The organism is Streptomyces sp. NPDC002104 (assembly GCF_053593795.1).
On sequence record NZ_JBSFDF010000003.1, the window covers coordinates 46,160 to 63,340 of the forward strand.

Below are 17,181 nucleotides of genomic sequence, written 5' to 3' on the forward strand. Positions count from 1 at the left end.
CCCGGAACCGGACCGGCCGGGTGCCCCGCGGTGGCGGCGGGCACCCGGCCGGTGCGGATCAGCGGCCGATCAGCGGGTAGTGGTCGGAGAGGTTGGTGTAGGTGTAGGAGGTGCCCCAGCTGGAGACCGTCCAGGGCGCCGACTGCTCCAGGACCACGTTGTTCTCCCAGCCCGCCGGGCGGGCGTTGCCCTTGCGGTAGAGCACGTAGTCCAGGTCCTCGCGCGGGTCCGTCGGGTAGCGGTAGTTCGCTATCGAGTTCAGCGCCGTGTCGAAGGAGTACGTGTGCCCCGTGCGGGTGTCGGAGGGCGCCAGGTCGGCGTTGGCCAGCATGGCGGCGAGCTCCGGGGTGCGCGAGTCGACGTTCATGTCGCCCGCCACGATGACCTGCTCGCCCGCCGGGATGTTCTTGCCGTCGAGGAACGCGTCGATGTTCTGGAACTGGCGGGCGCGCATCTGCGCCGCCTCGCCCGCGCCGCAGCCCGGGTCGGTGGACTGGGCGTGGGTGCCGACCACATGGACCCTGGTGCCGTTCACGTTCAGCACGACGTAGGCGAAGCCCTTGTTGGACCACCAGTCCGCGCCGCAGGCGTCCTTGTAGACCACCTGCTCCTTGCGCACGATCGGCCACTTGCTGAGGATCGTGACGCCGCCGTCCTCCGGGGTGGTGGAGGAGTAGGCGCCGCCCGTGGCGTCCCAGCCGCTCTTGCTGCGGCCCACGACCGGGGTCTGGTACGGGTACTGCGCGGCCGAGTTGGCCTTCAGCGCGTCGGAGGCCCCGTTGTCGAAGGCCTCCTGGAGGACGACCACGTCGTGGCCCTGGTACCAGGAGGCCTTGGGGATCTCGGCCGCCCGGTGGTCCTGGCCCCAGTTGGGGTACAGGTTCTTGCTCATCAGGAACGTGTTGTACGACAGGACGCTGAGCCGCGGCGCGGCGGCGCTGTCGGCGGCGGCGGTGGCGGCCGGGGCCGTGGTCAGTGCGAGCGATCCGACGGCGATCGCGGCGACGGCCGCGGCGGCGGTACGGGCCCCGCGGGGCTGGATCCGGAGCATGGAGGTTCCCTCGTTCCTGTGGGGGAAGATCGGCTCCGCCATCCAAGCAGCCAGGGTTACTTCGCGGTAACACCTGTGACACGAGTTTCTGGACGCAGTCCTACTTCTTCGGTGTTCCCGTCCCCGGGGGAAGCCGCCCGACCCCCGGCATACTGGGAGAAACGGCAGGTCGACACCCTGGGGGCACACGGATGAGCACGACGCAGCGGAGCGACCCGGAGCCCCCGCCGCCCGGGGGAGTGCTCTGGACCATCGCCGGAGACGTCCGCGCCCTCCTCATGCTGCCCGCCGCCTTCACGATGCAGGTCGCCCACCCCGCCATCGGCGCCGGGGTCGACGAGCACTCCGTCTTCCGCACCGACCCCTGGGGCCGCGGCGAGCGGTCCCTGCGCTCCGTCCAGCTGTGGGTGTACGGCGGGGCCGACGCCGCGGCCGAGGGGCGCCGGGTGCGCCGCCTGCACAAGGAGATCCAGGGCACCGACACCCGGGGGCGCCGCTACCACTCCCTCGACCCGGCCTGCTACGCCTGGGTGCACGCCACCGGCTTCCCCGTCTACCTCCACGCCGGGCGCTACCTGCTGCGCCCCTTCACCCCGGCGCAGGAGCGCCAGCTCTACCGCGAGTGGCTCCAGGTCGGCCGCATCCTCGGTCTGCACGACCGGGACATGCCGCAGAGCATCGAGGAGTACTGGCCGTACTACCACCGGATGCTGGCCGAGGAGATCGAGCCCACCAAGGTCGCCCGCGAACTCCTCGCCACCGACGCGCCCCTGCCCCGCCCCGCCGGCGGCCCGCTGCCGGTCCGGCTCCTGCTGCGCCTGACCTGGCCCGTCCTGCGGGCCGCCTTCCTGCACTTCCGGGCTTTCGTCACCGCCGGCTACATGCCGCCCGAGGCGCGCGCCGCCATCGGCCTGGAGTGGACCCCCGCCCAGGAACGCCGCCTGCGCCGCTTCAGCACGGCCCTGCGCCTGCTCGTACCGCTCCTGCCGGAGCGCCTGCGCTACCTGCCGATCGCCCGCGCCGCCCGGGCGCGCGTACGCGCCGCCGCCCGCTAGAGGGGCGACGGCGCGCAGCTCCGGCGTGCCGTTGGGCAGGGGCGGCGGGTCAGTGCGCGTCGTGCACCGTGTTCGTCGCGGCGATCTTCTTCCAGGACTTCGGCTCTGCCGCGGGCTTGGCGGCCGGGGAGCGCAGGGTACGGGTGCCCCCCGCGGCCGGCAGCTTCTTCGTCGTGTTCAGCGCGGAGGCGTCCGGCTTGCCCGGGGTGTACAGCCAGGTCTCGAAGAGCTGCGCGAGCGGCTGGTTCGAGATCTTCTCCGCGTAGCGGACGAAGTCGCCGACCTTGGCGTTGCCGTAGGCCCGCTCGGTCGGCCAGCCCTTCAGGATCTGGAAGAACTTCTCGTCGCCGACCTTGTTGCGCAGCGCCTGGATGGCGATCGCGCCGCGGTCGTAGACCGCCCCGTGGAACTGGTTCTCCGGACCCGGGTCACCCGGCTTGACCTGCCAGAACGGGTCCTCGGCCGGCCGCTGCGCGTACGCCCAGTCGGCGAGCTCCTGAGCGGTGCCCTCGCCCTCCTTCTCCGACCACAGCCACTGGCTGTAGCGGGCGAAGCCCTCGTTGACCCAGATGTCCTTCCAGCCGTCGACCGACACGCTGTCCCCGTACCACTGGTGGGCCAGCTCGTGCACGACCACGGAGACGTTCGCGCCGTTCGCGAACTGCCGGGGGCTGTAGAACGGCCGGGTCTGCGTCTCCAGCGCGAAGCCCGAGGGCACGTTCGGCACGTAGCCGCCGAGCGCGTTGAAGGGGTACGGCCCGAAGACCCCCTCCAGCCACTCCGCGACCTCACCGGTCCGCTCCACGCTCGCGCGCGCCGCGCCCGCGTTGTCGCCGAGGTCCTGGCTGTAGGCGTTCAGGATCGGCAGCCCGCTCGCCGTCTTGTCGGTGGTGATGTCGAACTTGCCGATGGCCAGGGTGGCGAGGTACGTGGCCTGCGGCTTGTTCGAACGCCAGTTGTACCGGGTCCAGCCCAGCCGCGAACTCTGCGACTGCAGCACACCGTTGCTGATGGCCTGGGTGCCGTCGGGCACGTTCACCGACACGTCGAAGGTGGCCTTGTCGAGCGGGTGGTCGTTGCTCGGGAACCACCAGACGGCCGAATCGGGCTCCTGGGCGGCGATGCCGCCGTCCGGGGTGCGCTGCCAGGCCGACCAGCCGTCGACCTTGAACTCCGAGGGCTTGCCCGCGTACTTGACGACCACGCTCGACTGCTTGCCGCGCGCGAGCGGGGTCGCCGGGGTGACCTCCAGCTCCGAGGCGCCGGACTTGGCGAACTTCGCCTTGACCCCGTTGACCCGGATCTCGCTGACGTCCAGACCGAAGTCGAGGTTGAAGCGGGACAGGTCCTGCTTGGCGGTGGTCAGCAGGGTGGCGGTGCCCTCCAGCAGGTCCGTCTTCGGCTGGTACTGGAGGCGCAGGTCGTAGTGCGAGACCTCGTACCCGCCGTTGCCGCTGGCCGGGTAGTAGGGATCGCCGATACCCGGTGCGCCCGGAACGGAACTCGCCGCCGACGCCGGGATCACCAGCAGAAGGGAGGCGGCGAGCACGCTCGGAGCGATGACTTTGCGGTGCACCTTGAACTCCAAAGGGGTAGGGGAGTGGCTTCCGTTCGACCGTATTCACGCCCGGGACCCCACGTCATGTCCATGGCCCCTCCTGTCACATGATCGCCACGCGTCTGAAAAACACCCGTGCGGAACACGCCGCTCCGGGGGGTGGAGACACTCCGCTCCGGGGGGCGGCCCCCTCGCGCGCGCCGCCGGCGGCCGCGCGGACCGATGTCCGGATCTGCGGCCCGGCCGTCATTGCCCGCGCGTTCGCGGGGTCCTAGCGTTGCCGTCGTGGCCCTGCGCAGCCCACCCACCCACCCCACCCTCGTGAGAACGGCACTCCCATGACCACCACCCTGCGTCAGCTCAACGGCTTCGACGAGACCCCCGCGACCTTCGAGGACGCGGTCCTGGTCCTGGTCGACTACCAGAACACCTACACCGGCGGCGTCATGGAACTCGACGGCTGGGAACCGGCGCTGGCCTCCGCCGCCCAGCTGCTCGCCCGGGCCCGCGAGGCGGGCACCCCCGTCGTCCACGTCCGTGACGGCGGCTACGGCATCGACACCGAGCCGGGCACCCTCCACGCCTCCGTCGCCCCCCGGGCGGGCGAGGCCGTCGTGACCAAGTCCGTCCCGAACGGCTTCCACGGGACCGATCTCCACGAGATCATCGAAGCCACCGGACGCAAGAACCTGATCATCGCCGGGTTCATGACCAACATGTGCACCCTCTTCACCACCGAGGGCGCCTTCCTCCACGGCTACGCCCCGACCGTCGTCGCCGACGCCTCGGCCACGCGGGCGCTGGAGAGCCCGGCCGGCGCCCTCGCGGCGCAGCAGATCCACCAGGCGGCCCTCGCCACGGTCACCGAGCTCTACGGGGTGGTCGTCGCCACCGGAGCCGAGCTGAAGTAGCGCCGGACCAGTCGCCGGAGCACCCGCCGGGAAACCCGCCGGAGCACCGGCCCGGAAACCTGCCGGAGCACCGGCCGGACCACCCCCTCCGGCAAGGCCACGGGGGAGCCTTGCCGGAGGGGGGAAGCGGACCGCTGCGTACCGCAGTTCCGCACTTCACTCCATACCAAGCAGTCGTTAGCCTGCCCGCATGACACTTCCGGCGCACGCCGCCCGCAGCTGTTGGCACGGGGCGATCAACCCGCTCCACTCGACCGTCTACTTCTCGCCCGACCTCGGCAAGGAGTTCGCCGCCCTCGGCATCACCGACCGCAACGCCGTCAACCTCGCCTCCCGCTCGGCCGCCATGGGCGCGGTCGGCGCGGGCACCGTGACGGCCACCTTCTACAACTACCGCCACGACCTCATAGCCCGGCACCTGCCCGCCGTCTGGGACACCGCCACCCCCGGGCAGGTCCTCGCCGCCCGGCTGCGGGCCGCGGACAGCACGCTGCGCCGGCTCCTCGGCGAGGAGACCCTCGCGTCCCCCGAGATGACCGAGGCCGCCGCACTGGCGATGCGCGCGACCGAGGCCTGCACCCGGCACGCCCGTACGCTCTACTCGGCCCACGCGGACCTCCCCGTACCCGAGGAGCCGCACCTCAGGCTGTGGCACGCCACCACCCTGCTGCGCGAGCACCGCGGCGACGGGCACCTGGCCGCCCTGCTCACCGTCGGCCTGGACCCCGTCGAGGCCCTGGTCAGCCACACGGCCAGCGGCCACGGGATGACCCCGAAGTACCTCAAGCACCTCCGCGGCTGGGAACAGTCCGACCTCGACGCCGCCGCGGACCGCCTGCGCGAGCGCGGACTGCTCGACTCCGGGGCCGAGCTCACCCCCGAGGGCGCGGCGCTGCGCGAAGCGCTGGAGACGGAGACCGACCGCCTGGACGAGGCTCCGTACGAGCACCTCGGCGCGGCCGGAGTCGCCCGGCTCGCGGAGATCGGCGGCGGGTTCACCGTGCGGGCCTTCGTCGCCGGAGCCTTCCCCGGGGACCTCATGGGCAAGGGCTGAGACCCGGACCGGGCCCGGCTCCCGACGTCCGCGCCCGCCACCTGCCACAATTGGCAGCCTTCCGACGCAGCACGCGGCACGCAGGACGCAGCGCGCACCAGCATCACGCAATACGAAGGCAGGCGGGACCGCACAGTGACGATGTCCATCGAAGGCAGGATCGCCGAGGAGCTCGGCGTACGGGAGCGGCAGGTCAAGTCCGCCGTCGAGCTGCTCGACGGCGGTTCGACCGTGCCGTTCATCGCGCGCTACCGCAAGGAAGCGACCGAGATGCTCGACGACGCCCAGCTGCGCACCCTGGAGGAGCGGCTGCGCTACCTGCGCGAGCTGGAGGACCGGCGCGCCGCGATCCTCGACTCCGTACGGGAACAGGGCAAGCTCGACGCCGAGCTGGAGGCCCGGATCAACGCGGCCGACACCAAGGCCCGGCTGGAGGACATCTACCTCCCCTTCAAGACCAAGCGCCGCACCAAGGCGCAGATCGCCCGCGAGGCCGGCCTCGCGCCGCTCGCCGAGGGGCTGCTGGCCGACCCGTCGGCGGAACCGGCCGTGGCGGCCGCCGCGTTCGTGGACGCGGACAAGGGCGTGGCCGACGCGGCCGCCGCCCTGGAGGGCGCCCGCGCCATCCTCACCGAGAAGTTCGGCGAGGACGCCGACCTGATCGGCGAACTGCGCGAGCGCATGTGGGGCCGCGGCCGGCTCGCCGCGAAGGTCCGCGAGGGCAAGGAGGAGGCGGGCGCCAAGTTCGCCGACTACTTCGACTTCACCGAGCCCTTCACCGCCCTGCCCTCGCACCGCGTGCTCGCCATGCTCCGCGGGGAGAAGGAGGACGTGCTCGACCTCACCCTGGAGCCCGAAGAGCCGGGCGAGACGCCCGGGCCGTCCACGTACGAGGGGATGGTCGCCCGCCGCTTCGGCATCAACGACCGCGGCCGCCCCGGCGACAAGTGGCTCGCCGACACCGTCCGCTGGGCCTGGCGCACCAAGATCCAGGTGCACCTCGGGATCGACCTGCGCTCCCGGCTGCGCGCGGCCGCCGAGGACGAGGCGGTACGGGTCTTCGCGTCCAACCTGCGCGATCTGCTGCTCGCCGCACCCGCCGGCACCCGCGCCACCCTCGGCCTGGACCCGGGCTTCCGCACCGGCGTGAAGGTGGCGGTGGTGGACGCCACCGGCAAGGTGGTCGCCACCGAGGTGATCTACCCGCACGTGCCCGCGAACAAGTGGGACGACGCCCTCGCCAAGCTGGCCCGCCTCGCCAAGGAGCACGCGGTCGAGCTCGTCGCCATCGGCAACGGCACCGCCTCCCGGGAGACCGACAAGCTCGCCGCGGACCTCATCGCCCGCCACCCCGAGCTGAAGCTCACCAAGGTGATGGTCTCGGAGGCCGGCGCCTCCGTGTACTCGGCCTCGGCCTTCGCCTCGCAGGAACTCCCGGACATGGACGTGTCGTTGCGCGGCGCCGTCTCCATCGCCCGGCGCCTCCAGGACCCGCTCGCCGAACTGGTGAAGATCGACCCGAAGTCGATCGGTGTCGGCCAGTACCAGCACGACCTGTCCGAGGTGAAGCTCTCGCGCTCCCTCGACGCCGTCGTCGAGGACTGTGTGAACGGCGTCGGTGTCGACGTCAACACCGCCTCCGCGCCGCTGCTTTCGCGCGTGTCGGGCATCAGCGGCGGACTCGCCGAGAACATCGTGGCCCACCGCGACGCCAACGGCCCCTTCCGCAACCGCAAGGGGCTCAAGGACGTGGCCCGCCTCGGCCCGAAGGCGTACGAGCAGTGCGCGGGCTTCCTGCGGATCCGCGACGGGGACGACCCGCTGGACTCCTCCAGCGTGCACCCCGAGGCCTACCCGGTGGTCCGCACCATGGGCAAGACGGCGGGCAGCGAGGTGGCGGCCCTGATCGGCAACACCGGCGTGCTGCGCTCGCTGCGGCCGGAGCAGTTCGTCACCGAGGCCTTCGGCCTGCCGACGGTCACGGACATCCTGCGCGAGCTGGAGAAGCCGGGCCGGGACCCGAGGCCCGCGTTCAAGACGGCCACCTTCAAGGAGGGCGTCGAGAAGATCGGCGACCTGGCCCCCGGGATGATCCTGGAGGGCGTGGTCACCAATGTGGCCGCCTTCGGCGCCTTCATCGACATCGGCGTCCACCAGGACGGGCTCGCGCACGTCTCCGCGCTGTCGAAGACCTTCGTCAAGGACCCGCGGGACGTGGTCAAGCCGGGCGACATCGTCCGGGTCAAGGTCATGGACGTCGACATCCCGCGCAAGCGGATCTCCCTGACCCTGCGGCTGGAGGACGAGGCGGAGCGCGGCGGCGCCGACGGGGGTGCGCCGAGGCAGCGCGAGGAGCGGGGCGAGCGGCGCGGCGGCGGCCGGCCCCCGCAGCAGCGCGGCCCGGGCGGCCAGGGCGGCGGCGAGCGCGGCCAGGGAGGTCAGGGCGGTCAGGGCGGCTCCCGCGACGGCGGCAAGGGCCGCCGCCAGGGCGGTCAGGGTGGTCAGGGAGGCGGCGGCCAGCGGCAGGGCGGCGGCGCTCCGGCCCCCGCCAACAGCGCGATGGCCGACGCCCTGCGCCGCGCCGGGCTCAGCGGCGGCGACGAGCGCGGTGGCCGCAAGCGCTAGCCGCAAGCGCTAGCCGCGAGCGCTGGCCGTTCGTGGCAGTGCGTGCCGGGTTGGCTGAATAGGCACCCGACATGGGGACATACCTTGCCAACTCCTCCGCATGATCTGTAGGCATGACGGAACGCCCGTTCGTCTTCCGGCGAGCGGGCTTCCGTTTTTCCCCCCTCAGGACCGCACTCCCGAGGTCGCCTTGAAGACCAAGGACGCCATGCCCCAGCCCACGCACGCATACCATCGTTGCCCGAGAAAGGGTCCGAAGAGGGAACACATGCGCCACCCTCAGCCCAGTCTGCGCAAACGGTGCGAGGCGATTCTCGGCCGTCTTGAACTGACGCACCCCTTCTCGCTCGACGGACTGTGCGAGCGGATAGCCGAGCAGCGGGGCCGCCCCATCCGGCTCCACCCGCTGCCCAAGGAGGCCGCGGAGTCCGGGGTGTGCGGACTGTGGGTCGGTACCGCCGACGTGGACTACGTCTTCTACGAGGCCCAGACCACCCCGCTGCACCGCGAGCACATCGTGCTCCACGAGATCGGGCACATCCTCTTCGGGCACCACTCGCTGGAAGCCCCCGCCGAGGACCCCCCGGGCGCCGCCCTGGCGGACGGAGCCGTCCCCACCGTCCTCGGACGCACCAACTACACCACCCGCCAGGAGCGGGAGGCGGAGATGCTCGCCAGCATGATCCGCATCCGCACCGGGACCCGCGGCCCGCACCTCGGCCACGGCGCCGCGGGCCGGGACACGCTCGCCCGGCTGGAGTCCGCGATGGGCTACGAACGGCGCGGGCGGGGGCCGGTCCACCGTGGCATCTGATCTGACCGCCTTCGGCGACGCGCTCGCCGTCCCCAGCGTCGTATGCCTCTGGATCGCCGTCCTGCTCCGCGCACCCGGCGCCCTGCGCGCCCCGCACCAGCGGGGCCTGTGGCTCGCCGTCGCCACCGCCGCGGCCGCGATGACGCTGAACCTCCCCGACGTCGTCGCCTACGCCATGGGCCGCGACCCCGGCTACGCCCACACCATCGGGCTGGTGCGCAACCTCATCGGCGTCCTCTCGGCCGGCGCCGTGCTCTACTTCGTGGCCGCCGCCACGCGGGGCCGCCGGCTCCAGCTCGCCTCCGGCGCCGGCACGGTCCTCTGGCTGACCGTCCTCGTCGCCCTGGACGCGGCCGCGCCCGGACACGGCACGCACACCATCCCGCCCGCCGGCGACCCGGTGCCCTCCCTCGCGTACTGGCTGGTGCTGATCTCCGCCCACCTGATCGCCAACACCGTGTGCGTGCTGGTCTGCTGGCGCTACAGCCGCCGCGCCGAGAGCCGCGGCCTCGCCGCGGGACTGCTGCTGTTCGGCCTCGGCACCGCGCTCGCCGGGGTGTTCTGGTTCGTGTACCTGCTCAAGGCCCTGTTCGGCTTCACCTGGGCGATGCCCGCGAACCCGCTGCTCATGAACGTGCACGGGCTGCTGCGCGCCGCCGCGATCCTCGTCCCGACGCTGTTCACCTTCCGCCGCACGGCCGCCGACACGGCCACCGCCTGGCGGCTGTGGCCGCTCTGGCGCGACCTGGTCCACGCCGTCCCGCACGTCGCCCTCAACGAGCCGCGCGCCGGCCGGCTGCTGGAACTGCTGTGGCCGCCGGTCCCGCGCAATCTGCTCGTCTACCGCAAGGTCATCGAGACCCGCGACGCCATCCTGATCCTCGGCGAGTACGTGGCCCCGGGCGTGCCGGAACTCGCGCGCAGCCACGTGGCCGGCAGCGGAGTCCCCGAACAGCGGCTCTCCGCGGCCGCGCTGGCCTGCGTACTGAAGGAGGCGCGGCAGGCCAAGCTCGCCGGGATCCCGCAACAGCGGTCCGACGGGAACGCCTTGGAGCTGCCCGCGGCCCTCCAGACCTCGGCCGAGGGAGGCGACCTGGAGGGCGAGACCCGCTTCCTCGTGGACGTGGCCCAGGCCTACGCCTCACCGGCCACGGCCGGTTTCACCGCATGAGACACGCGATGCGCAACACGCCCGACAGCCAGGAAGTGAACGTCTCTTGACCACCACCGTACTGATCACAGGGGCCAGCGCAGGACTGGGCGCCGCCTTCGCCCGCGGCTTCGCCGCCAAGGGCTGCGACCTCGTCCTCGTCGCCCGTGACAAGGACCGCCTCGAAGCCGTCGCCGCCGGCCTCGCCCGGGAATACGGCGCCGTATGCGAGGTACTGCCCGCCGATCTGCTCGACACGGGCGGGCTCGGAGCCGTCGCCGAGCGGCTCGCCGACCGGGCCCGGCCCGTCGACATCCTGGTCAACAACGCCGGCTTCGGACTCCCCGCGCCGTTCCCGTACAACCCGGTCGAGGACGAGGAACGGATGCTCGACCTGCTGGTCAAGGTGCCGCTGCGGCTCACCCACGCGGTGCTCCCCGGCCTGCGCGAGCGCCGCCGCGGCGCGGTGGTCAACGTCTCCTCGGTGGCCGGACTGCTGCCGACCGGGACCTACGGCGCGGCGAAGGCCTGGATCACGGCCTTCAGCGAGTCCCTGCGCGTGGACATGGCGCCGTACGGGGTCCGCGTGCTGGCGGTGGTGCCGGGATTCACCCGCACCGAGTTCCAGGAGCGCGCCGGCATGGATGTCAGCGCCCTGAGCGAGGCGGTGTGGCTGGAGCCGGGCGACGTGGTGGCCCGGGCCCTGAAGGACCTGGCCCGGCGCCGCCCGGTGAGCATCACGGGCCGGCGCTACCAGGCGTACGCGCTGGCCGCCCGGCACCTTCCGCGCGGCTTCGTGGCCCGGAAGATGGCCCGCACCCGGCGGGCCCCGGCGGACCGGACCGACGGGAGCTGAGACCGCGTCGCGGCAGCCCGGTGCGCGGCCCTGAGACAGGGTCGCGCACGTCCGGACGGGAGGGGTGGTCAGCAGTCGCCGTTGTCATAACCTCCGTAGCCGTAGTCGTCATCGTTGTCCCACCAGCCGCCGTGGTGCCAGCCGTTGTAGCCGTCGTCATCGTGGTCCCAGCCACCGGTGCTGTAGCTCACGTGCTGAGCCGGGGTTGCCGCAGAAGCGGTACCCGCCGTGCCGAGCGCGGCTCCGCCTGCCATCAGAAGACCGGCGGCGGAGATCGCGAAGAGACGCTTCGCTCTCAGTGCAGACATGAGAATTTCCCTTTCCTCCCACCTTCCCCGAACCTCTTCGAGGCGAGGAAGACGGAACCGCGGACCGCGTACGCGTAGGCGCAGCCCGGGATCGGATACAGGGCCGCCGAACATGCGGAAGCACGTGCCCGCCCACCCCGGCGGCGTGGAACGGCCGGCTATGGGGGCGTGCTCCGCGGTTGCGGCTCTCACCAACAAACGCTAGTCGCGCTCCGGCAGGTCGGCATCTTGAGCGGGCTCCGGTCTAGACCTCGGTGACCTTGCCGTCCGCCACGTGCAGGCGGCGGGACACCTGGACCGCGTCGAGCATCCGCCGGTCGTGGGTGACCAGCAGCAGGGTGCCCTCGTAGGCCTCCAGCGCGGACTCCAGCTGTTCGATCGCCGGCAGGTCGAGGTGGTTCGTCGGCTCGTCCAGCACCAGAAGGTTCACCCCGCGTCCCTGGAGCAGCGCCAGGGCCGCCCGGGTGCGCTCGCCGGGCGAGAGGGTGGCCGCCGGGCGGGTCACGTGCGCCGCCTTCAGGCCGAACTTGGCCAGCAGGGTGCGGACTTCGGCCGGTTCGGTGTCCGGTACGGCGGCGCAGAAGGCGTCGATGAGCGGCTCCTCGCCGAGGAACAGGCCGCGTGCCTGGTCCACTTCGCCGACCAGGACGCCCGAGCCGAGGGTGGCGGAACCGGAGTCGGGGGCGAGCCGGCCCAGCAGCACGGCCAGCAGGGTGGACTTTCCGGCCCCGTTGGCGCCGGTGATGGCGACCCGGTCCGCCCAGTCGATCTGCAGGCTCGCCGGCCCGAAGGCGAAGTCGCCCCGCCGGACGGCCGCTTCGCGCAGGGTGGCGACCACGGAACCGGAGCGCGGGGCCGCCGCGATCTCCATCCGCAGCTCCCACTCCTTGCGCGGCTCGTCGACCACTTCGAGCCGCTCGATCGCGCGCTGCGTCTGGCGGGCCTTGGAGGCCTGCTTCTCGCTCGCGTCGGCGGCGGCCTTCCGGGCGGACTTGTCGTTGTCGGTGGCCTTGCGCTTGGAGTTCTTGACGCCCTTGTCGCTCCAGCCGCGCTGCATCGCGGCCCGGTCCTCCAGGGCCGAGCGCTTGTCGGAGTACTCGTCGTACTCCTCGCGGGCGTGGTTGCGGGCCCGCTCGCGCTCCTCCAGGTAGGCGTCGTAGCCGCCGCCGTAGAGGTTGATCTGCTGCTGTGCCAGGTCCAGTTCGAGGACCTTGGTCACGGTGCGCGTGAGGAACTCGCGGTCGTGGCTGATGACGACGGTGCCGGCGCGCAGTCCCTTCACGAACTGCTCCAGACGCTCCAGACCGTCGAGGTCCAGGTCGTTGGTGGGCTCGTCGAGCAGGAAGACGTCGTAGCGGGAGAGCAGGAGCGAGGCGAGGCCGGCGCGGGCGGCCTGTCCGCCGGACAGCGCGGTCATCGGCAGGTCCAGGCCGACGGACAGCCCGAGGTCGCCGGCGACCTGCAGGGCCCGTTCGTCGAGGTCGGCCCCGCCGAGGTTCAGCCACCGGTCGAGGGCGTCCGCGTACGCGTCGTCCGACCCGGGGGTGCCGTCCACGAGGCCCTGCGTCGCCGCGTCGAGCTCGGCCTGGGCCGCCGCCACACCGGTACGGCGGGCGAGGAACTCGCGGATCGACTCGCCGGGGCGCCGCTCGGGCTCCTGGGGAAGGTGTCCGACGGCGGCGCCGGGCGGGGAGAGCCGCAGCTCACCGGTCTCGGGTGCGTCCAGCCCGGCGAGCATCCGCAGCAGGGTGGACTTCCCGGCGCCGTTGACGCCGACGAGGCCGATGACGTCGCCGGGCGCGACGACGAGGTCGAGATCGGCGAAGAGCGTGCGCTCACCGTGCGCGGCGGTGAGCTTCTTGGCGACGAGGGTTGCAGTCATGATGTCCCGATCCTATCCGCGCCCCGCGCGTCGGAGTTCCGGGGCCGGGACGCGGTGGCGGGGCCGGCCGGCGGTCACACGCCGATCAGCCGCAGGCCCGCCCACAGAGCCGTCACCGAGGCGGCGAGGGCCGGCACGGTGGTCAGCACGCCGAGCCGGGTGAAGTCCCCGAGGGTGACGCCGTCGTACCCGTCCGCGTGCAGGATCCGCCGCCACAGCAGGGTGGCCAGGGACCCCGCGTACGTGAGGTTCGGCCCGATGTTCACCCCGATCAGCACCGCGAGCACGGGCCCCGCTCCGCCCGCGGCCGCCACCGGGAGCAGGGCCAGGACCGCGGGCAGATTGTTGATCAGGTTGGCCAGTACGGCGGCCACCGCCGCCACCCCGAGGAGCGCCGGCAGCGAATCCCCGGCCGGGGTCACCCACTCCAGCCCGTCCCCGAGCCCGTGGTCCACGACCGCCCGCACCACCACCCCCAGGGCCAGCACGAACAGGCAGAAGGCCGGCGCCGAGGAGCCCAGGATCCGCAGCGGCGTGGTCTCCCGGCGGCGCAGGGCCCGTACGGCCAGCACGAGGGTGCCCGCGAGCGCCGCCCAGGCGGGGCTCGCCCCCGCGAAGGAGGCGAGCGCGAAGCCGGCCAGGGTCAGCGCGAGCACCCCGGCCGCGAACCGGGGCAGCGGCGCCGGATCCACGGACTGCGGCACGTGCTCCGGGGCGGCCGCCAGATCACCGCGGAAGTAGCGCCGGAACACGGCGTACTCCACGCCGATCGCCGCCAGCCACGGCAGGGCCATGAGCCCCGCGAACCGGGTGAAGGACAGCCCGCTCGCGGCGAAGGCGAGCAGATTGGTCAGGTTGGACACCGGCAGGAGCAGCGAGGCGGAGTTCGCCAGGTGCGCGGTGGCGTAGACGTGCGGGCGCGGCCGGGCCCCCAGCCGGGAGGCGGTCGCCAGTACGACCGGGGTCAGCAGCACCACGGTCGCGTCCAGGCTCAGCATCGCGGTGACCACCGAGGCGACGGCGAACACCCCGCCGAGGAGCGCGACCGGCCCCCGCCCCGCCGCCCGCCGGGCCACCGCGGCGCCGGCGGCCCGGAACAGCCCCTCGTCGGCGCAGAGCCGGGCCAGCGCCAGGATCACCGCGAGGAACCCGACCACGGGCAGCAGCTCACGGGTCTGCGCCCACGCGTCGGCGGGCGGTACGACGCCCAGCACGACGAGCAGCCCGGCGGCGGGCACGGCGGCCGCGGCCTCCGGCAGCCCGCGCGGGCGCAGGACGGCGAAGGCCAGTACTCCGAGGAGGAGGGCGACGGACAGACACGCGGCGGCGACGGGGTACAGGAGGGGCTCCGGAGCGAGGGGGGCGGGGGAGAGGCGGGCGGTCGTGCGCGTGCACGGGCGGGCCAGGACAGGATCTCACCGGGACCCGTATGGCCGAATAGGTGGGGTACGCGTCATTGCGGCCATCGCGCGGGATGTCACACGATGGGGCCATGTCGTCGCGAAACGTGCTCGTCGTCCTCTACGACGGCGTGCAGAGCCTGGACGTCACGGGCCCGATGGAGGTGTTCTCCGGCGCCGACCGGCACCCCGGACCGGCGCGGTACGCGCTGCGCACCGTCTCCCCGGGCGGCGCCCCGGTCCGTACGAGCAGCGGACTGCGGATCGTCCCGGACGGGGACCTGGAGAGCGAGCGCCCGGGCGCCGGGACCACCCTGCTGGTGCCGGGGGGCCGCTACACGGGGGACTTCGCGCCGGAGATCACGGACTGGCTCCGCGCGCACGGCGGGTCCGCGCAGCGGCTGGTGTCGGTCTGCACCGGCGGCCTGCTGCTGGCCGAGGCCGGGCTGCTGGACGGACGGCGCGCGACGACGCACTGGTACGTGTGCGAGGCGATGGCCCGGGACTACCCGGCCGTCACGGTGGAACCCGACCCGATCTACGTCCGGGACGGGCCGGTGGCCACCTCGGCCGGGGTCACGGCGGGCATCGACCTCGCGCTGGCCCTGGTGGAGGAGGACCACGGGCGCGAGCTGGCCCTGTCCGTGGCCCGGCACCTGGTGGTCTTCCTGCGCAGGCCCGGCAACCAGGCGCAGTTCAGCGCGCAGCTCGCCGCGCAGACGGCGCGGCGGGAGCCGCTCCGCGAGGTCCAGCACTGGATCACCGAGCACCCGGGGGAGGACCTGAGCGTGGAGGCGCTCGCCGCGCGGGCGGCGCTGTCGCCCCGGCACTTCGCGCGGGCCTTCCAGGCCGAGACCGGGGTCACGCCCGGGCGGTACGTGGAGCGGGTACGGGTCGAGCACGCGCGGCGGCTGCTGGAGGAGGGCGCCGAGGGCATCGCCCAGATTTCCCGGGCCTGCGGCTACGGCAACCCGGAGGCCCTGCGCCGCGCCTTCGTGAAATCCCTGGGCCAGCCCCCGTCCGAATACCGCCGCCGCTTCGGCGCCACCCACTGACCGCGGGCCCGTACCGACGACACGCGCCGGGCAGCCGCCCGCCGTCCGACCGACCGCTCCGGAGGAGCCATGCAGATCGCCGTCCTGCTGTTCGACGAGTTCACCGCCCTCGACGCCATCGGACCCTTCGACACCCTGGGCCGCCTCCCGGGCGCCGAGACCGTGTTCGTGGCCGAGCGGCCGGGGCCCGTACGGGCCGACCAGAGCGCGCTCGCGGTCGTCGCCGCGAAGGGGCTCGACGAGGTGACGCGCCCGGACATCGTCCTCGTGCCCGGCGGGCCGGGCACCGACCGGGAGATGAAGAACCCCGCCGTCCTCGACTGGCTGCGGACCGTCGACGCCACCAGCACGTGGACCACCTCGGTCTGCACCGGCTCGACCCTGCTCGCCGCCGCGGGCCTGCTCGACGGGCGCAGGGCCACCTGCCACTGGCTGTACCTGGACCGGCTGCCCCCGTACGGGGCCGAGCCCACCGGGGAGCGGGTGGTCTTCGACGGGAAGTACGTGACGGCGGCGGGGGTGTCCTCGGGGATCGACATGGGGCTCGCCCTCCTCGGCCGGATCGCGGGGGACGAGTTCGCGCAGACCGTGCAGCTGATGACCGAGTACGACCCGCAGCCGCCCTACGACGCGGGCTCCCCCGAGAAGGCGCCCGTCGAGGTCGTCGAGCGGCTGCGCGCGCTCAGGCGGCCGGAGGAGTCCAGGTGAAGGCGGGCGCACGCCGTTCCAGGAACGCGGCGACCCCCTCCGCGACGTCCCCGCTCGCCGCGGCCTGCGCCGCCCAGTAGGCGTCCCGGTCCGTGCGGCCGTCCGCGAACTCCTTCGCCGAACTCTGGGTGAGCTGGCTGCGCGTGGCCAGGATCCGGGTGAACTCCGCCACCCGCTTGGCCAGTTGGCCCGCCGGGAGCAGCTCGTCCAGCAGCCCGGTGCGCAGTGCCCGGTCCGCGTCGATCAACTCGGCGGAGAAGAGGAGGTACTTGGCGGCCGCCGGTCCCACCAGGGAGGCGAGGCGCCGGGTGGAGGAGGCCGGGTACACGATGCCCAGCTTCGCGGGCGTCACCCCGAAGGAGGCGCCCTCCTCCGCGAAGCGCAGGTCGCAGGCGGCGGCCAGCTGGCTGCCCCCGCCCACGCAGAACCCGCGGATCGCGGCCAGCGTGGGCTTGGGGAAGGCGGCGAGCGCCTCCTCCGCCGCCACGGCCAGGGCCTGCGGATCGTCGCCCCCGGTCAGGGAGGAGATGTCGGCCCCCGCGCAGAAGGTCTCGCCGGCCCCCGTCAGGACCAGCACCCGTACGGCGGGATCCGCCGCGTGCCCGGCCAGCAGCTCCGGCAGCCCGCGCCACATGGCGGCGGTCATGGCGTTGCGCTTGGCGGGGTGCGAGATCACCACGGTGGCGACCCCGTCGGAGACGGAGGAGAGCAGGGCGGCGTCCATGCGCCGGATGCTATCCCGGTCGGTCAAACC

Annotated in this window: 15 protein-coding genes; 9 read left to right on the forward strand and 6 right to left on the reverse strand. The window is 73.1% G+C overall.

Features of this window, described 5'->3' with window-relative positions; all coding sequences use genetic code 11:
* Positions 1 to 58: 58 nt before the first annotated feature.
* Positions 59 to 1,051, reverse strand: coding sequence for a sphingomyelin phosphodiesterase (gene sph / locus ACWCP2_RS03850; protein WP_450906978.1), 993 nt, complete (start codon positions 1,049 to 1,051; stop codon positions 59 to 61).
* 191 nt (positions 1,052 to 1,242) lie between these two features.
* Here sph and ACWCP2_RS03855 point away from each other — a divergent pair, with 191 nt between their 5' ends.
* On the forward strand, positions 1,243 to 2,106 hold the full coding sequence (locus tag ACWCP2_RS03855; protein ID WP_450906979.1) for an oxygenase MpaB family protein: 864 nt from the start codon (positions 1,243 to 1,245) through the stop codon (positions 2,104 to 2,106).
* Between the two features lie 49 nt (positions 2,107 to 2,155).
* Here the strand turns inward: ACWCP2_RS03855 and ACWCP2_RS03860 are convergent, their stop codons facing one another.
* A complete protein-coding gene (locus ACWCP2_RS03860; protein WP_450906980.1) occupies positions 2,156 to 3,682 on the reverse strand; it encodes a M1 family metallopeptidase in 1,527 nt (508 codons plus the stop codon).
* A gap of 320 nt (positions 3,683 to 4,002) precedes the next feature.
* Here ACWCP2_RS03860 and ACWCP2_RS03865 point away from each other — a divergent pair, with 320 nt between their 5' ends.
* From ACWCP2_RS03865 to ACWCP2_RS03890, 6 genes are all read left to right on the forward strand, one after another.
* Positions 4,003 to 4,575 (forward strand): isochorismatase family protein, encoded by a 573-nt coding sequence (locus ACWCP2_RS03865; RefSeq protein ID WP_450906981.1) that lies wholly within the window; start codon positions 4,003 to 4,005, stop codon positions 4,573 to 4,575.
* A gap of 190 nt (positions 4,576 to 4,765) precedes the next feature.
* Positions 4,766 to 5,629, forward strand: a complete 864-nt coding sequence (locus tag ACWCP2_RS03870) for an SCO6745 family protein (protein WP_450906982.1) — start codon at positions 4,766 to 4,768, stop codon at positions 5,627 to 5,629.
* A 135-nt stretch (positions 5,630 to 5,764) separates the two neighbouring features.
* The gene (locus ACWCP2_RS03875; RefSeq protein WP_450906983.1) at positions 5,765 to 8,254 is read left to right on the forward strand and encodes a Tex family protein; all 2,490 of its coding nucleotides are present in this window, start codon (positions 5,765 to 5,767) and stop codon (positions 8,252 to 8,254) included.
* Positions 8,255 to 8,522: 268 nt separating this feature from the next.
* Positions 8,523 to 9,068 (forward strand): hypothetical protein, encoded by a 546-nt coding sequence (locus ACWCP2_RS03880; protein WP_450906984.1) that lies wholly within the window; start codon positions 8,523 to 8,525, stop codon positions 9,066 to 9,068.
* Positions 9,058 to 10,239 carry an MAB_1171c family putative transporter gene (locus tag ACWCP2_RS03885; RefSeq protein ID WP_450906985.1) on the forward strand — a complete coding sequence of 394 codons (1,182 nt, stop codon included), beginning with the start codon at positions 9,058 to 9,060 and terminating at the stop codon, positions 10,237 to 10,239. The genes ACWCP2_RS03880 and ACWCP2_RS03885 overlap by 11 nt, the downstream gene beginning before the upstream one ends.
* Before the next feature lie 46 nt (positions 10,240 to 10,285).
* Complete coding sequence (locus ACWCP2_RS03890) at positions 10,286 to 11,074, forward strand: SDR family NAD(P)-dependent oxidoreductase (protein WP_450906986.1); 789 nt, start codon at positions 10,286 to 10,288, stop codon at positions 11,072 to 11,074.
* Positions 11,075 to 11,142: 68 nt separating this feature from the next.
* Here the strand turns inward: ACWCP2_RS03890 and ACWCP2_RS03895 are convergent, their stop codons facing one another.
* From ACWCP2_RS03895 to ACWCP2_RS03905, 3 genes are all read right to left on the reverse strand, one after another.
* Positions 11,143 to 11,382: a hypothetical protein gene (locus tag ACWCP2_RS03895; RefSeq protein WP_399377366.1), complete on the reverse strand. Its 240-nt coding sequence runs from the start codon at positions 11,380 to 11,382 to the stop codon at positions 11,143 to 11,145.
* Positions 11,383 to 11,626: 244 nt separating this feature from the next.
* Complete coding sequence (locus ACWCP2_RS03900; protein WP_450906987.1) at positions 11,627 to 13,264, reverse strand: ABC-F family ATP-binding cassette domain-containing protein; 1,638 nt, start codon at positions 13,262 to 13,264, stop codon at positions 11,627 to 11,629.
* 74 nt (positions 13,265 to 13,338) lie between these two features.
* Positions 13,339 to 14,580 (reverse strand): ArsB/NhaD family transporter, encoded by a 1,242-nt coding sequence (locus ACWCP2_RS03905; RefSeq protein ID WP_450907147.1) that lies wholly within the window; start codon positions 14,578 to 14,580, stop codon positions 13,339 to 13,341.
* A 176-nt stretch (positions 14,581 to 14,756) separates the two neighbouring features.
* Here ACWCP2_RS03905 and ACWCP2_RS03910 point away from each other — a divergent pair, with 176 nt between their 5' ends.
* Together ACWCP2_RS03910 and ACWCP2_RS03915 are read left to right on the forward strand one after the other, a co-directional pair.
* Complete coding sequence (locus tag ACWCP2_RS03910) at positions 14,757 to 15,719, forward strand: GlxA family transcriptional regulator (RefSeq protein WP_450906988.1); 963 nt, start codon at positions 14,757 to 14,759, stop codon at positions 15,717 to 15,719.
* A gap of 69 nt (positions 15,720 to 15,788) precedes the next feature.
* Entirely contained in the window at positions 15,789 to 16,427 is a 639-nt protein-coding gene (locus tag ACWCP2_RS03915) for a DJ-1/PfpI family protein (RefSeq protein WP_450906989.1), read from the forward strand.
* Here the strand turns inward: ACWCP2_RS03915 and ACWCP2_RS03920 are convergent.
* Entirely contained in the window at positions 16,402 to 17,151 is a 750-nt protein-coding gene (locus tag ACWCP2_RS03920) for an enoyl-CoA hydratase/isomerase family protein (protein ID WP_450906990.1), read from the reverse strand. The two genes, ACWCP2_RS03915 and ACWCP2_RS03920, sit on opposite strands and share 26 nt — an antisense overlap.
* Positions 17,152 to 17,181: the final 30 nt, after the last annotated feature.

What these genes read in the sequence shown, in the direction of transcription:
- sph (WP_450906978.1), bottom strand. Translation starts at nt 1,051, where the DNA reads ATGCTCCGGATCCAGCCCCGCGGGGCCCGTACCGCCGCCGCGGCCGTC.
- ACWCP2_RS03855 (WP_450906979.1), top strand. Translation starts at nt 1,243, where the DNA reads ATGAGCACGACGCAGCGGAGCGACCCGGAGCCCCCGCCGCCCGGGGGA.
- ACWCP2_RS03865 (WP_450906981.1), top strand. Translation starts at nt 4,003, where the DNA reads ATGACCACCACCCTGCGTCAGCTCAACGGCTTCGACGAGACCCCCGCG.
- ACWCP2_RS03870 (WP_450906982.1), top strand. Translation starts at nt 4,766, where the DNA reads ATGACACTTCCGGCGCACGCCGCCCGCAGCTGTTGGCACGGGGCGATC.
- ACWCP2_RS03880 (WP_450906984.1), top strand. Translation starts at nt 8,523, where the DNA reads ATGCGCCACCCTCAGCCCAGTCTGCGCAAACGGTGCGAGGCGATTCTC.
- ACWCP2_RS03895 (WP_399377366.1), bottom strand. Translation starts at nt 11,382, where the DNA reads ATGTCTGCACTGAGAGCGAAGCGTCTCTTCGCGATCTCCGCCGCCGGT.
- ACWCP2_RS03900 (WP_450906987.1), bottom strand. Translation starts at nt 13,264, where the DNA reads ATGACTGCAACCCTCGTCGCCAAGAAGCTCACCGCCGCGCACGGTGAG.
- ACWCP2_RS03910 (WP_450906988.1), top strand. Translation starts at nt 14,757, where the DNA reads ATGTCGTCGCGAAACGTGCTCGTCGTCCTCTACGACGGCGTGCAGAGC.
- ACWCP2_RS03915 (WP_450906989.1), top strand. Translation starts at nt 15,789, where the DNA reads ATGCAGATCGCCGTCCTGCTGTTCGACGAGTTCACCGCCCTCGACGCC.
- ACWCP2_RS03920 (WP_450906990.1), bottom strand. Translation starts at nt 17,151, where the DNA reads ATGGACGCCGCCCTGCTCTCCTCCGTCTCCGACGGGGTCGCCACCGTG.